General features: G+C 62.5%; 12 protein-coding genes. All 12 read left to right on the forward strand.

All coding sequences use genetic code 11. The features are described from left to right. The first annotated feature begins 6 nt into the window (after positions 1-6). The 12 genes from INT12_RS16045 to cybH all read left to right on the forward strand — a co-directional run bounded on the left by INT12_RS16045 (position 7) and on the right by cybH (position 14,935). Positions 7-1,497 carry an aldehyde dehydrogenase gene (locus tag INT12_RS16045; protein ID WP_193039743.1) on the forward strand — a complete coding sequence of 497 codons (1,491 nt, stop codon included), beginning with the start codon at positions 7-9 and terminating at the stop codon, positions 1,495-1,497. A 59-nt stretch (positions 1,498-1,556) separates the two neighbouring features. Then, complete coding sequence (locus INT12_RS16050; protein ID WP_046486971.1) at positions 1,557-2,837, forward strand: NAD(P)/FAD-dependent oxidoreductase; 1,281 nt, start codon at positions 1,557-1,559, stop codon at positions 2,835-2,837. A 261-nt stretch (positions 2,838-3,098) separates the two neighbouring features. Further along, positions 3,099-3,647 (forward strand): cupin domain-containing protein, encoded by a 549-nt coding sequence (locus INT12_RS16055; protein WP_046486974.1) that lies wholly within the window; start codon positions 3,099-3,101, stop codon positions 3,645-3,647. Between the two features lie 207 nt (positions 3,648-3,854). Next, positions 3,855-5,279 (forward strand): sigma-54-dependent transcriptional regulator, encoded by a 1,425-nt coding sequence (locus INT12_RS16060; RefSeq protein WP_226926216.1) that lies wholly within the window; start codon positions 3,855-3,857, stop codon positions 5,277-5,279. Beyond that, complete coding sequence (locus INT12_RS16065; protein WP_046484070.1) at positions 5,276-6,280, forward strand: HupU protein; 1,005 nt, start codon at positions 5,276-5,278, stop codon at positions 6,278-6,280. Before INT12_RS16060 ends, INT12_RS16065 begins: the two co-directional genes overlap by 4 nt. An 8-nt stretch (positions 6,281-6,288) precedes the next feature. Further along, entirely contained in the window at positions 6,289-7,746 is a 1,458-nt protein-coding gene (locus tag INT12_RS16070; protein ID WP_193039745.1) for a nickel-dependent hydrogenase large subunit, read from the forward strand. A gap of 12 nt (positions 7,747-7,758) precedes the next feature. Next, entirely contained in the window at positions 7,759-8,214 is a 456-nt protein-coding gene (gene nikR / locus INT12_RS16075) for a nickel-responsive transcriptional regulator NikR (protein ID WP_017845587.1), read from the forward strand. Positions 8,215-8,219: 5 nt separating this feature from the next. Next, complete coding sequence (locus INT12_RS16080) at positions 8,220-9,545, forward strand: ATP-binding protein (protein ID WP_193039746.1); 1,326 nt, start codon at positions 8,220-8,222, stop codon at positions 9,543-9,545. A 190-nt stretch (positions 9,546-9,735) separates the two neighbouring features. Further along, positions 9,736-10,791, forward strand: coding sequence for a HoxN/HupN/NixA family nickel/cobalt transporter (locus INT12_RS16085; RefSeq protein WP_017845589.1), 1,056 nt, complete (start codon positions 9,736-9,738; stop codon positions 10,789-10,791). A 435-nt stretch (positions 10,792-11,226) separates the two neighbouring features. Continuing rightward, positions 11,227-12,327, forward strand: a complete 1,101-nt coding sequence (locus tag INT12_RS16090) for a hydrogenase small subunit (protein WP_193058915.1) — start codon at positions 11,227-11,229, stop codon at positions 12,325-12,327. 6 nt (positions 12,328-12,333) lie between these two features. Further along, a complete protein-coding gene (locus INT12_RS16095; protein WP_017845591.1) occupies positions 12,334-14,190 on the forward strand; it encodes a nickel-dependent hydrogenase large subunit in 1,857 nt (618 codons plus the stop codon). A gap of 61 nt (positions 14,191-14,251) precedes the next feature. Beyond that, the gene (gene cybH / locus INT12_RS16100) at positions 14,252-14,935 is read left to right on the forward strand and encodes a Ni/Fe-hydrogenase, b-type cytochrome subunit (RefSeq protein ID WP_017845592.1); all 684 of its coding nucleotides are present in this window, start codon (positions 14,252-14,254) and stop codon (positions 14,933-14,935) included. The last annotated feature ends 13 nt before the right edge of the window (positions 14,936-14,948 follow it).

Raw genomic sequence — 14,948 nt, forward strand, 5'->3', positions numbered from 1 at the left:
CACCCTATGACCAAGCATCGCAACGACTGGGAGCAGTACTTCCAGTCCCTGAACCTTGAAGGCCGGGCCTTTATCGACGGCGAATACCGTTGGGCCGCCAGCGGCGAAACCTTTGACAGCATCAGCCCGGTGGACGGGCGTTTTCTGGCCGCGGTCGCCAGCACCGATGAGGCCGACGCCGACGCCGCGGTGATCGCTGCACGCCGGGCGTTCGAATCCGGGATCTGGCGCTTGCAGGCCCCGGCGGCGCGCAAGCGCGTGCTGATCCGTTTCGCCGATCTGATCCTCGAACACCAGGAAGAACTGGCGCTCCTGGAAACCCTCGACATGGGCAAGCCGATCGGCGACTCCATGGCCATCGACGTACCGGCCACCGCCAACGCGATCCGCTGGAGTGCCGAGGCCATCGACAAGCTCTACGACGAAGTGGCGCCCACGCCCCACGACCAGTTGGGCCTGATCACCCGCGAACCCTGCGGCGTGGTCGCGGCCATCGTGCCGTGGAACTTCCCGATGATCATGGCCAGTTGGAAGTTCGCGCCGGCCCTGGCAGCGGGTAACTCGTTCATCCTCAAACCTTCGGAAAAGTCGCCGCTGACCGCCATTCGCCTGGCCCAGCTGGCCCTCGAAGCCGGCATTCCCGCAGGCGTGTTCAACGTGCTGCCGGGCTACGGTCACACCGTCGGCAAGGCGCTGGCCTTGCATAGGGATGTGGATGTGCTGGCCTTTACCGGCTCCACCGCGGTGGCCAAGCAACTGCTGGTGTATTCCGGCCAGAGCAATATGAAACGGGTGTGGCTGGAAGCCGGTGGCAAGAGCCCCAATGTGGTGTTCGCCGATGCCCCGGACTTGCGCGCTGCCGCCGCCGCTGCGGCTGCAGCGATTGCCTTCAACCAGGGCGAAGTCTGCGTGGCCGGGTCGCGCCTGCTGGTGCAACGGTCGATCCGCGAGCCCTTCATTGCGCTGCTGGTGGAGGCGTTCCAGGCCTGGAAGCCGGGGCATCCACTGGACCCGGCGACCAAGGTCGGTGCAGTGGTCGATCAGCGGCAACTGGACAACGTGTTGCGCTACATCGAGATCGGCAAGGAGCAGGGCGCCCAACTCTTGGTTGGCGGCCAGCGCGCCCTGCAAGACACCGGTGGCCAGTACGTGGAGCCGACGGTTTTCGACGGCGTGACCAATGCCATGACCATCGCCCGCGAAGAAATCTTCGGCCCGGTGTTGTCGCTGATCAGCTTCGACACCGAAGAAGAAGCGCTGTCGATCGCCAACGACAGCATCTTCGGCCTGGCCGCCGCAGTGTGGACCGCCGACCTCAGCCGCGCCCACCGCTTTGCCCGGGGCCTGCGTGCCGGCAGCGTGTGGGTCAACCAGTACGACGGCGGCGACATGACCGCGCCGTTCGGCGGCTTTAAACAGTCGGGCAATGGCCGCGACAAGTCGCTGCACGCCTTTGACAAGTACACCGAGCTCAAAGCCACCTGGATCAAGCTCTAAGCCCAAATAACAACGGCGATTGCCGGCGCGTGCCGGCCAGTCGCCAGGGAGTCCTAACCATGCAACCCCATGTAAACAGCTATTACGCCGCGACCCGCAACCATACCGGCGACTTCCCTGTGCTTGAAGAGTTGGTCGAGTGTGATGTCTGTGTCATCGGCGCCGGCTACACTGGCCTGTCGTCGGCGCTGTTCCTGGCGGAAGCCGGCTACAGCGTCACCGTGCTCGAAGCGGCCAAGGTCGGCTTTGGCGCCAGCGGGCGCAACGGCGGGCAACTGGTCAACTCCTACAGCCGTGACGTGGATGTCATCGAGCAGCGCTACGGCGAAAAGAGCGCCGAAATCCTCGGCAGCATGATGTTCGAAGGCGCCGAGATCATTCGCCAGCGCATCCAGCACTACGACATCCAGTGCGACTACCGCCCGGGCGGGATCTTCGCCGCGTTGAACAAAAAACAGCTCAAGGGCCTGGTCGAACAGAAAAGCAGTTGGGAGCGCTATGGCAACCGCAACCTGCAACTGCTCGACGCCAAGGACATGGCAGGCGAAGTGGGCTGTGAAAACTACATCGGCGGCCTGCTGGACAAGCAGGGCGGCCACGTCCATCCGCTGAACCTGGCCCTGGGCGAAGCCAGCGCGATTATCGGCCTGGGCGGCAAGATCTTCGAACAATCGGCGGCCGAGGAAATCACCTACGGCGAACCCAACGTGGTACGCACAGCCAAGGGGGTGGTTCGCGCCAAGTACCTGCTGATCGCCGGCAACGCCTACCTGCCGCAGAATCTCGACCCTCGGGTGACGCGCAAAAGCATGCCCTGCGGCTCGCAAATCGTGGTCACCGAGCCGCTGTCGGAGGCAGTGGCACGCAGCCTGATTACCCACAATTACTGCGTCGAAGACTGCAACTACTTGCTCGACTATTACCGTCTGACCGCTGACAACCGTTTGCTGTACGGCGGCGGCGTGGTCTACGGCGCCCGCGAGCCGGACGACATCGAACAACTGATCCGGCCGAAGATCCTCAAGACCTTCCCGCAGTTGAAAAACGTCAAGATCGACTACCGCTGGACCGGCAACTTCCTGCTGACGATGTCGCGCATGCCGCAATTCGGCCGTATCGAAAAGAACGCCTACTACATGCAAGGGTATAGCGGCCACGGCGTCACCTGTTCGCACCTCGCGGGCAAGCTGATCAGCGAAGTGATCCGCGGTGACGCCGAACGCTTCGACGCCTTCGCCTCGCTGCCGCATATGCCGATGTTCGGCGGCCGCACCTTCCAGGCCCCGCTGACGGCCATGGGCGCCGCCTACTACGCCCTGCGCGACCGACTCGGTATTTGACCGGTCAGCCACACGCGCGCCGCGAGCCCCCGGCCCACGCCGCCTTCGGCCGCGGCCGCGGGCTTGCTTTTTTTGCGCATGCAGGCATATTCAGCAGCGCTACAGCTCCACCCGCAAACGTGATTTAATAGCCGCCTTTCAGGTTTCCGGGTCGGGTAATCGGCGAATTTCGCAACATTGCCTGCCCGCGCTCGCCCCAGCTCCTGCAGCGCTATCGCAACCAATAAACATCACGACACTCACCCCTTATATAAGGCAGCTATGGACACGGGCACCCGACTCAAACTCGTTCGCGAAAGCTACAAACTCTCCCAGCGCGAGCTGGCCCGTCGTAGCGGCGTGACCAACGCCACCATTTCCCTGATCGAACAGAATCGCGTCAGTCCCTCCGTCAGTTCCCTGAAAAAGCTGCTGGAAAGCATCCCCATGTCCCTGGCGGACTTTTTCACCTTCGACCAGCCGCCACGCGAACACCAATACGTCTTTCGCGCCAACGAACAGCCCGACCTGGGTCGCGACGGCCTGCGCCTGCTGCTGGTGGGCGCGCCGATCCCCAGCCGCCAGATGCGCTTTCTGCGCGAGCAGTACGCACCCGGCGCCAGTTCCGGCGAAGAGCCGATCGTGCATGTCGAAGGCGAGGAGTGCGGCCTCGTCACCCGTGGCACCGTCGAACTCACTGTCGATGGCCAGGTCAGCGTATTGAACCCAGGGGATGGTTATTACTTCCCCACCACCTTGCCCCACAGGTTCCGCAATATCGGGCAGGATGAGGCGGAAATCATCAGCGCGAATACGCCGGCGAACTTCTAGGCCGGGGGCGGCATAACCCGGCGGAGCAAGACGCTGTTTAAAACACATCCCGTAGCGGCCTCCCCCGAAGGAAAACCCTCGTCTGCTTTTGGCACCGTGCTACCATCGACGCCATGACTTGCAGCAACATAATGTTGCAATGAACTTCAATAATCGGCCTTTCGCTGACTCATGACCTCCCCATTCGACTCGCAATCCGACTTGCCCATGATCCTGGTAGTGGACGATGAGCTGCGTTCGCGCGAATCGTTACGCCGGGTACTCGATCAGGAATTCCAGGTGCTGCTGGCCGAGTCGGCCGGGCAAGCACGCGAACTGCTGGAGCAGCATGTGGTCGCGGTGATCCTCTGCGACCAGCGCATGCCCCATGTCAGCGGTATCGAATTTCTCAAGGAAGTGCGCGAGCGCTGGCCGGGGGTGGTCCGCATCGTGCTGTCGGGCTACACCGATTCGGAAGACATCATCGCGGGCGTCAATCAGGCCGGTATCTATCAGTACCTGCTCAAGCCCTGGCTGCCTGAAAACCTGCTCAACACCGTGCGCAATGCGGTCGAGAGCCAATCGTTGCAAAACCATATGCAGCGACTGGACCTGGAACTGCGCGCCGGTACGCCAGCGCTGCGTCGCCGCAGCCGCGAAACCCTGGAGCGGGTACGCGATACCTTCGATTTCTCGCGCATCGTGCGCAGCCCCGGCGGCCCGCTGGATGCGGTCTGTGAGTTGGCCGCCCGGGTCGCCCGCTATGATTTGTCGGTGCTGCTGCTGGGCGAATCGGGCACGGGTAAAGAGTTGCTGGCCCGCGCCATCCATTACGCCAGCCCGCGTGCGAGTAATGCCTTTGTCATGGAGAACTGCGCGGCGCTGCCCGATACCTTGCTGGAGTCCGAGCTGTTCGGGCACAAGCGCGGCGCCTTCACCGGCGCGCATCAGGATCACATCGGGCTGTTCCAGCGTGCCAATGGCGGCACCTTGCTGCTCGACGAAATCGGCGACACCTCGCCGGCTTTTCAGGTCAAGTTGTTGCGCGTCTTGCAAGAGGGCGAACTGCGCCCGGTCGGCGCCTCAAGCACGGTACGGGTCGATGTGCGGGTGATCGCGGCGACCCATCGCGACCTGGAGCAGGATGTCGCCACCGGACGTTTTCGCAGCGACCTTTATTACCGGCTGTCCACGGTCAGCCTGGGCTTGCCGCCGTTGCGCGAGCGCACCGCCGACCTGATGCCCATCGCCAAAAAGCTGCTCGACGATGCCCGCCTGGAGCTGGACCTGCCAAACCTGCACTTCGCCGACGACGCCCTGGCGAGCCTGATCGGTTACCCATGGCCCGGTAATATTCGCGAGTTGCGCAACGAAATCTACCGCGCCGCTGCGTTGTCGGAAGGCTCGCAAATCGGTGCTCATTCGTTTTCCTGGCGCGTCATGCAGGGCCAGGGACGCAACACCAACGACATACGCCTGTCGCCCCCCACGGGCACGTTGCAAGAACAACTGGACGCTATCGAAGCGACCATACTCAAGGAATCGCTGCTGCGTCACCGCTGGAACAAAACCCATGCGGCCCGTGAACTGGGCTTGTCGCGCGTGGGCCTGCGCCAGAAATTGCGCCGTCTTGGCCTGGAGGAAGCCCGATGAACACCCCATTCCGAGTGCTGTGGCTGCAATCGGGCGGTTGCGGCGGTTGCAACATGTCCTTGCTGTGCGCCGATACCCAGGATTTTTCCGCGATGTGGCGCAGTGCGGGGATTGAGTTGCTCTGGCATCCATCGCTGTCCCTTGAAAGCGGTGATCAGGTGCTGGATATCCTGGAGGACTGCCTGCAAGGTCGCACCCGGCTCGATGCCTTGTGCATCGAAGGCTCATTGCTGCGCGGCCCGCACGGCACCGGGCGCTTTCACATGCTGGCGGGCACCGATGCGCCGATGATCGACTGGGTGCGCAAACTCGCGGCGGTGGCCCAATACACCTTGGGCATCGGCACTTGCGCGGCCTACGGAGGCATCACCGCTGCGGGCAGCAACCCGACCGACGCCTGCGGCCTGCAATTTGACGGTGAGCATCGCGGCGGCCTGCTGGGTGCCGATTATCGGTCGTTGCGCGGCTTGCCGGTGATCAACGTGGCCGGTTGTCCGACGCACCCCGGCTGGGTGACCGACACCTTGATGGCGCTGGCCGCCGGGCTGTTCGCCGAGGCCGATCTGGACGTCATCGGGCGTCCGCGTTTCTACGCCGACCAACTGGTGCATCAGGGCTGCACGCGCAATGAGTTCTACGAATACAAAGCCAGTGCGGAAAAGCCCTCGGACCTGGGCTGCATGATGGAAAACCTCGGCTGCAAAGGCACCCAGGCCCACGGCGACTGCAATACCCGCCTGTGGAACGGCGAGGGCTCGTGTACCCGTGGCGGGTTTGCCTGCATCAACTGCACCGCCCCGGGCTTCGAAGAACCGGGGCACGCCTTTCAGCGCACGCCGAAGCTGGCGGGCATTCCCATCGGCCTGCCCATCGACATGCCCAAGGCCTGGTTCGTCGCCCTGTCGGCGCTGTCCAAGTCAGCCACCCCCAAGCGCGTCAAACAGAATGCGACGTCCGATCACCCGCTGATCGCGCCGTCGGTACGCACCCCCCGCCGTTAGGAGTTTGCATGTCACGTTTGGTGGTCGGCCCATTCAATCGGGTTGAAGGCGATCTGGAAGTACAACTGGACGTGGAAGATGGCCATGTGCGTTCGGCACGGGTCAACGCCACCATGTACCGTGGCTTCGAGCAAATCCTGCTGCAACACGCACCGCTCGATGCGCTGACCTACGCGCCACGCATCTGCGGAATCTGCTCGGTGTCGCAATCGATCGCCGCCGCCCGCGCCCTGGCCGGGCTGGCCGGCGTACAGCCGCCGGACAACGGCCTGTTGGCAATCAACCTGATGGCCGCCACCGAAAACCTCGCCGATCACTTGAGCCATTTCTACCTGTTTTTCATGCCGGATTTCGTGCGCCCGGTGTACGCCGAGCGCCCTTGGTATCCAGGCGCGGTGGCGCGCTTTACCCCGCTTCAGGGCAGCCAGCAGCGCCTGGCCATTTCTGCGCGTAAACGCTGGCTGGATTTGATCGGCACACTGGGCGGCAAGTGGCCGCACACCGGCTCGATCCAACCGGGTGGCTCGACCCGCGCCATCGATGCCGCCGAGCGCCTGCGCCTGCTGACCCGCGTTCGCGAGTTCCGGCAGTTTCTGGAAAGCGAGCTGTTCGCCGCGCCGCTGGAGCGTATCAATGGTTTCACCAGCGAAAGCGAGCTCTGGGCATGGCACGCCGAAGCGCCGGGGCAGGGCGACTTCCGCCAATTTCTGCAAATCGCCCTGGACACCGGGCTTGAGCATCTGGGGCCGGGGCCGGGGCTGTATCTTTCCTACGGGGCGTATCCGCGAGCCGACGGCTCGATGGTGTTCCCGCGCGGCCTGTGGAATGGCGTCACCCAGTGTGCGCAACCGCTGGACCTGGACGATATCCGCGAAGACAGCGCGCATGCCTGGCTCGACGACGCTGGCGGCCCGCGCCACCCGGCCGACGGGCAAACCCAGCCGTTGATGGAAAAACCCGACGCGTATACCTGGAACAAAGCCCCGCGCCTGGCCGGCGCGGTGCTGGAAACCGGCGCCATTGCACGTCAGTTGATTGCCGGCCAAGCGCTGCTGCGCGATGCCGTGGCACGCTGTTCGGCAACGGTTTATACCCGCCTGCTCGCGCGTTTGCTGGAGTTGGCGCAGGTGGTGCCGCTGATGGAAAGCTGGTTGATCGCCCTGCGCCCCGGCGAGCCGTATTACCGCGCCGCAGCATTACCCGACAAAGGCCGCGCGGTCGGCCTGACCGAGGCGGCGCGTGGCGCACTGGGGCATTGGCTGGAGGTGGAGCACGGGAAAATCTCCCGCTACCAGATCATCGCCCCGACCACCTGGAACTTCTCGCCACGCGATGCCCAGGGCCAGCCCGGGGCATTGGAACAAGCCTTGCAGGGTGCTCCCGTGCTACCCGGCGAAAAAAGCCCGGTAGCGGTGCAACATATCGTTCGTTCTTTTGACCCGTGCATGGTTTGCACGGTGCATTGAAAAGGAAATCCCATGGAACGCCTGACCATTTCCCTGGACCGTGGCCTCGCTGAGGAACTGGACGCGCTGATTCGCGACCAGGGTTACCACAACCGTTCCGAGGCCATGCGCGACATTTTGCGGCGGCATATCGAACAGGCGCGCCTGGAGCAAGGCCAGGCGCCGCATTGCGTGGCCAACCTGAGCTTCGTTTACGATCACCATTCGCGCACCCTCACCGAACGGGTGATGGACCTGCAGCACGCGCATCATCACCTGACCATTGCCAGCCAGCATGTGCATCTGGATCACGACAACTGCCTGGAAAGCCTGATGCTCAAGGGCTCGTCCGATGAAGTGCGCGATTTCGCCCATCGCGTGTGCGCCGAACGCGGCGTGCGTCATGGCTCGCTGAACCTGATCCCGGTGGAGCAGGGCGCGAGCCACGAGCAAGTCCACAGCCACCTGCATCTGCACCCTAAAAGCTGACGACCATGGCCCGTAAACCGCCACCCGGCAGCCTCGACGAAGACGCCTGGATCGAAGTCATCGCGAGGATGGACGAGGTCTATTCCAAGCTGGTGCAAGATGAAATCGCCCTGGAAGAGAAGAACGTCGAACTGGAGCAGTCGCAGCAGTTCATCGCCGGGTTGCTGTCGTCGATGTCCGACGTGTTGCTGGCCTGCGACCCGCAAGGGCGCATCGAGGAGAGCAACAGCGCGCTGCGCACGCTGGTCGGCCGTGATGAACAGTCATTGTCCGGCAGCCCGGCCTATGTCTTGTTGGCCGACCCCCACAGTGAAACCCAGTTGCGCCAGACCCTCGCCAGCCTGCGCCATCCCAACGCCAGCGCCTCGCTGGAGGTCAACTTCAAGGATGTCCACGGCGCGCCGGTGCCCGTGGACGTCAGTTGCACCGTGCGCAGCACGGGCAACGGACGCTTTATCGGGCACGTGCTGGTGGGGCGACCGCTGGGCGAACTCCAGCACGCATATCGCCAACTGCACGAGGCTCACGAGGCGCTCAAGCGCACTCAACAGCAACTGTTGCACGCGGAAAAAATGGCCTCGCTGGGGCGCCTGGTGGCTGGTGTCGCCCACGAACTGAACAACCCCATCAGCTTCGTGCTGGCCAACGCGCATGTGCTCGACAGCTATGGCAAACGCCTGCAGCAGTACCTGCAAGCGGTCCACGGCGGCGAGTCGCACGCCAGTCTTCAAGCCTTGCGCCAACAGCTACGGATCGATCCGCTGCTGAGCGATTTGCCGTCGTTGATCGAGGGCAGCATGGAAGGCGCGCAACGCACCGCCGACATCGTCAGCGCCCTGAAGCGCTTCTCGGCGGTGGATCGTGAAGCACTGGGCGAGGTCGACCTCAATGACGTCATCGAGCGCGCCATCCACTGGGTCTGCCGTGGCGTCGCGCCCGATCTGCAGGTGCATTGGCAGGCCGTTGACACACCGCCGGTGCGCGGCAATGCCGGGCAATTGCTGCAAGTGCTGATGAACCTGATGCAGAACGCCTACGATGCCGCGCAAGCGGCCAACCAGGCCTTGCCGACAGTCTGGATCGAGGTGACCCAGGAGCCGGGCTGGGTCACCCTGCGTTTACGCGACAACGGTGCGGGCATCGCAGAGAAACACCTGAGCCAGGTGTTCGACCCGTTCTTCAGCACCAAGTCCGTGGGCAAAGGCACGGGCCTGGGCCTGTCGATCAGCTACGGCATCATCGAACGCTGTGGCGGTCGGATGGTGGCCGCCAATCACCCCGAGGGCGGTGCGCAGTTCAGCGTGACGCTGCCCGAAGCCGGGCCCGCCTGAGCCGATAATCCGGCAGCGGCGCTGGAAGCTCATTGTCCAGTTACCGGCTCGGCTGGACAGTCACTGTCCAGCCGCCATGTTCTGCGAGCGCCTGACCACGCCTGAATGGCACTCGGCACGCAAACTGGCACAGGGTTTGTATGAGGTTTTTTCGTTTCTTCATACTTGAACCCATCTTTCTGGAGTTCGCATGCCCTTGCATCCTGTTTCACCGACTCGTGCGCCTTTGACGTTCAAACATCGCGTCCTGGCCATTTTTGCCGGCCTGGTCGCTGCCAACCTGCTGGCCTGGGCCTGGGCTTTCACGGCCTTCCATGACTATCCGCTGTTGCTCGGCACCGCCTTTCTGGCCTACAGCTTCGGCCTGCGCCATGCCGTGGATGCCGATCACATCGCCGCCATCGACAACGCCACCCGCAAGCTGATCCAGGAAGGCCGGCAGACCGCGAGTGTCGGCCTGTTTTTCTCGCTCGGGCACAGCACCGTGGTGATCCTGGCTTCGCTCGGCATCGCACTGACGGCCACGGCGTTCAAAAGCGAAATCGAAGCCTTTCACGGCCTCGGCGGGCTGATTGGCACCTCGGTGTCTGCCGCCTTCCTGTTGCTGGTGGCGTTGATCAACCTGCTCATCCTGCGCTCGGTGTACCAGGCGTTTGGCCGCGTGCGGCGCGGCGAACGGATCGGCGAGCAAGAAATGAACGCGATACTCACCGGCGGTGGCCCCATCGCCCGACTGTTGCGCCCGCTGTTCCGCCTGATCAGCCGTCCCTGGCACCTGTATCCGCTGGGCCTGCTGTTCGGCCTGGGGTTTGATACCGCCACGGAAATCGGCCTGCTGGGGATCGCTGCGGTGCAAGCCTCGCAGAGCCTGCCGATCTGGTCGATTCTGGTGTTCCCGGCGCTCTTCACGGCCGGCATGGCGCTGGTCGACACCGCCGACAGCGTGATGATGACCGGTGCTTACCACTGGGCACTGGTCAACCCGGCACGCAAGCTCTATTACAACCTGACCATCACGTCCATGTCGGTGTTGGTGGCATTGCTGGTGGGCGGGGTGGAAGTGCTCGGGCTGGTCGCGGCGCGCTGGGATCTGCACGGCGGTGTGTGGGATTTCATCACTGCGCTGACCGACAACTTCGGCATGATCGGCTACCTGATCGTCGGGATATTCATCCTGACCTGGGCCGTTTCCGTGTTGTTCTACCGCTTCAAGGGCTACGACCGCCTGGACGCGACGCCCGCCTGAGCCTTCTCTTCCTTTCAGCGCCTGGCGAGGTTCTCTCGCCAGCCACTTGCCAAGCCGGACATATGGTTTCCAGGCTGCATAAATAGTGGAAACAAACATTCCAGTTGAGGTTTGTTACAAGGTGTCTCAATGTGCTCGGTAAAAAAGTAAAAGTCCTTTAAAAACAGATAGATAAATTAATTAGTAAGCAATTTATCTACACCGCGGCGAAATGGCACAGGTCTTGTACTTACCAGATAACTGAACGTCATGGGTTACCCGCATGTTTCCAGCAGCCGTCGCAATCATGCCCAGGCTGCAGCCTCAACATCCCATAGAACTGATGGCCTTTGTAGCCGACGGCATGGCGCCTGACTCACCTGGTCGGGCACAGATTTCCAACACACCGAGTGCAGCCCCCGTTGAAGCACCTTCTCGGGGAGGAGAAATAAAGTAATGGAAACGTTTTACGAGGTGATGCGCAGACAAGGCATCTCGCGCCGCAGCTTTCTCAAGTTTTGTTCCTTGACCGCAACGTCGCTGGGGCTGGGCCCGGCATTCATGCCCAAAATCGCCTGGGCCATGGAGAACAAGCCACGCACGCCAGTCCTCTGGCTGCACGGCCTGGAATGCACCTGTTGCTCGGAGTCATTCATCCGCTCCGCGCATCCGCTGGCCAAGGACGTGGTGCTGTCGATGATCTCCCTGGATTACGACGACACCTTGATGGCGGCCGCCGGGCATCAGGCCGAGGCGATCCTTGACGAGGTCATGACCAAGTACAAGGGCAACTACATCCTGGCCGTCGAGGGCAACCCGCCACTGAACCAGGACGGTATGAGTTGCATCATTGGCGGCAAGCCTTTCGTCGAGCAGTTGAAGCGCGTTTCACGCGATGCCAAGGCGATCATTTCCTGGGGCTCCTGCGCCAGTTGGGGCTGCGTACAGGCCGCCAAGCCGAACCCGACCCAGGCGGTGCCGATTCACAAGGTCATCACCGACAAACCGATCATCAAAGTGCCGGGCTGCCCGCCGATCGCCGAAGTCATGACCGGGGTGATCACCTACATGCTGACCTTCGACCGCAGTCCTGAGCTGGACCGTCAGGGCCGGCCGAAAATGTTCTACAGCCAGCGCATTCACGACAAGTGCTACCGCCGTCCGAACTTCGACGCCGGTCAGTTCGTCGAGTCCTGGGACGACGACGCGGCGCGCAAGGGCTACTGCCTTTACAAAGTCGGCTGCAAAGGCCCGACCACCTACAACGCCTGCTCGACCGTGCGTTGGAATGGCGGCACCAGCTTCCCGATTCAGTCCGGCCACGGCTGCATCGGTTGTTCGGAGGAGGGGTTCTGGGACAAGGGCTCGTTCTATCAGCACCTGACTGGCATCAACCAGTTTGGCGTTGAAGCGAACGCGGACGAAATCGGCCTGGTTGCCGGCGTCACCGTCGGCGCAGCGATCACTGCCCACGCCGCCGTCACCGCCCTCAAACGCGCCAGCAACGGCAAAGCGCCCACTACCTCGCCCGACGCCCCAGCGACAAGACAGGAATAAGCACCAATGAGCACCTATTCGACTCAGGGTTTCGACCTCAACAACACAGGCCGACGTATCGTTGTCGACCCTGTGACCCGTATCGAAGGCCACATGCGCGTCGAGGTCAACCTCGATGCCAACAACGTTATCCGCAACGCCGTTTCCACCGGCACCATGTGGCGCGGCCTCGAAGTCATCCTCAAGGGCCGCGACCCACGTGACGCCTGGGCATTCGTGGAGCGCATCTGCGGCGTCTGCACCGGTTGCCACGCGCTGGCCTCGGTGCGCTCGGTAGAGGACGCGCTGGGCATTCGCATCCCGCCGAACGCGCACTTGATTCGCGAGATGATGGCCAAGACCCTGCAAGTCCATGACCACGCCGTGCATTTCTATCACCTGCATGCACTGGACTGGGTGGACGTGGTGTCTGCGCTCAAGGCTGACCCCAAGCGCACCTCGGAATTGCAGCAGACCGTTTCGCCGGCTCACCCGTTGTCTTCACCGGGTTATTTCCGCGACGTGCAAAACCGTCTGAAGAAGTTCGTTGAAAGCGGTCAGCTCGGGCCGTTCATGAATGGTTACTGGGGCAACCCGGCTTACCAACTGCCGCCTGAAGCCAACCTGATGGCCGTGACCCATTACCTTGAAGCCCTCGACCTGCAGAAAGAGTGGGTGAAGATCCATACCATCTTCGGTGGCAAGAACCCGCACCCCAACTACCTGGTCGGCGGCGTGCCCTGCGCGATCAATATCGATGGTGACCTGGCCGCCGGTGCGCCGTTGAATATGGAACGCCTGAACTTCGTGCGGGCGCGCATCGACGAAGCGCTGACCTTCTGCCGCAACGTGTATGTGCCGGACGTGCTGGCCATTGGCACTATCTACAAGCAAAAAGGCTGGCTGCACGGCGGTGGTTTGTCGGCGACCAACGTGATGGATTACGGCACCTACGCCAAGGTCAATTACGACGACAGCACCAACCAATTGCCGGGCGGGGCGATCCTCAACGGTAACTGGGACGAAATCCTGCCTGTCGACGCGCGTGATCCCGAGCAAGTGCAAGAGTTCGTGACTCACTCCTGGTACAACTACCCGGACAACGACAAGGGCCTGCACCCGTGGGACGGCATCACCGAGCCGAACTACGAGCTGGGCGCCAAGACCAAGGGCACCCGCACCAACATCGAAGAAGTCGACGAAAGCGCCAAATATTCGTGGGTCAAATCGCCGCGCTGGCGCGGCCACGCCATGGAAGTCGGGCCGTTGGCGCGTTACATCCTGGGCTATGCCCATGCCCTCAAAGGCAACCCGCATTGCCAGCGGGTCAAGGAACAACTGGAAGGTTCGCTGCGAGCCGTCAACCTCGACTTGCCAAAAGCCCTGGGCCTGGCGGAAACCAACCTCAGCGCCAAGCAACTGTTGCCCAGCACGATCGGCCGAACGCTGACCCGCGCCCTGGAAGCCGAGTACTGCGCAGAAATGATGGTCGACGACTGGAACGAGTTGATGACCAACATCCGCAACGGCGACCGTGCCACCGCCAACGTCGAAAAATGGGACCCGTCCACCTGGCCTGCCGAGGCCAAAGGGGTCGGCATCGTTGCCGCGCCACGCGGCGCGCTCGGCCACTGGATTCGGATCAAGAACGGCAAGATCGAGAACTACCAGTGCGTCGTGCCCAGCACCTGGAACGGCAGCCCGCGTGACGCCAAGGGTCAGATCGGTGCTTTCGAGGCCGCGCTGATGAACACGCCGGTGGCCGTCCCCGATCAGCCCGTGGAAATCCTGCGCACGCTGCATTCCTTCGACCCTTGCATGGCCTGCGCCACCCACGTGATGAGCGAGGACGGCGCGGAGCTGAGCACAGTCAAGGTCAGTTGATCGATTGTTCAACGCTGCATTCGGCAGGCGCCACGGCGCCTGCCCATCCAAAGGTGACGCTATGACTCAACCTACTCAAAGCCCCCTCGACGCGTCGGAATACGTGTACGAGGCCCCCGTGCGCCTGTGGCACTGGATCAATGCCGCCTGCATTGTGGTGCTGGCCATCACCGGCTACCTGATCGGTTCGCCGCTGGCGACCCAACCGGGCGAAGCCAGCGACCATTTCGTGATGGGCTACATCCGCTTTGCGCATTTCAGCGCGGCGTACATTTTCACCATCGCCATGATCGGGCGCGCCTATTGGGCGCTGGTGGGCAATCATCACGCCCGCGAACTGTTCTCGGTGCCGCTGACCAGCAAGGTCTACTGGGCCGACATGCTCGCTTGGGTGCGCTACTACCTGTTCATCGGGCCGACGCCAAAACCGATGTTCGGCCACAACCCGCTGTCGCGTTTCGCGATGTTTTTCATCTTCTTGCTGTCCTCGCTGTTCATGATCCTGACCGGCTTCGCGCTGTATGGCGAAGGCGCGCAAATGGGCTCCTGGCAGGAACGCACCTTCGGTTGGGTACTGCCGCTGCTGGGGCAATCCAACAATGTGCATGTCCTGCATCACTTGGGCATGTGGGTGATTGTGCTATTCGTCATGTTCCACATCTATGCCGCCGTGCGCGAAGAAATCAACGGGCGCCTGAGCTTGGTCGGGGCAATGATTTCCGGCTACAAGACCTTTAAAAAATGACCACATTGGTAGA

Source organism: Pseudomonas sp. K8, from assembly GCF_014889455.1.
Lineage (GTDB): Bacteria > Pseudomonadota > Gammaproteobacteria > Pseudomonadales > Pseudomonadaceae > Aquipseudomonas > Aquipseudomonas veronii.

Coding starts and splice junctions, on each gene's coding strand:
- INT12_RS16045 (WP_193039743.1), top strand. CDS start 7: ATGACCAAGCATCGCAACGACTGGGAGCAGTACTTCCAGTCCCTGAAC.
- INT12_RS16050 (WP_046486971.1), top strand. CDS start 1,557: ATGCAACCCCATGTAAACAGCTATTACGCCGCGACCCGCAACCATACC.
- INT12_RS16055 (WP_046486974.1), top strand. CDS start 3,099: ATGGACACGGGCACCCGACTCAAACTCGTTCGCGAAAGCTACAAACTC.
- INT12_RS16060 (WP_226926216.1), top strand. CDS start 3,855: ATGATCCTGGTAGTGGACGATGAGCTGCGTTCGCGCGAATCGTTACGC.
- INT12_RS16065 (WP_046484070.1), top strand. CDS start 5,276: ATGAACACCCCATTCCGAGTGCTGTGGCTGCAATCGGGCGGTTGCGGC.
- INT12_RS16070 (WP_193039745.1), top strand. CDS start 6,289: ATGTCACGTTTGGTGGTCGGCCCATTCAATCGGGTTGAAGGCGATCTG.
- nikR (WP_017845587.1), top strand. CDS start 7,759: ATGGAACGCCTGACCATTTCCCTGGACCGTGGCCTCGCTGAGGAACTG.
- INT12_RS16080 (WP_193039746.1), top strand. CDS start 8,220: ATGGCCCGTAAACCGCCACCCGGCAGCCTCGACGAAGACGCCTGGATC.
- INT12_RS16085 (WP_017845589.1), top strand. CDS start 9,736: ATGCCCTTGCATCCTGTTTCACCGACTCGTGCGCCTTTGACGTTCAAA.
- INT12_RS16090 (WP_193058915.1), top strand. CDS start 11,227: ATGGAAACGTTTTACGAGGTGATGCGCAGACAAGGCATCTCGCGCCGC.
- INT12_RS16095 (WP_017845591.1), top strand. CDS start 12,334: ATGAGCACCTATTCGACTCAGGGTTTCGACCTCAACAACACAGGCCGA.
- cybH (WP_017845592.1), top strand. CDS start 14,252: ATGACTCAACCTACTCAAAGCCCCCTCGACGCGTCGGAATACGTGTAC.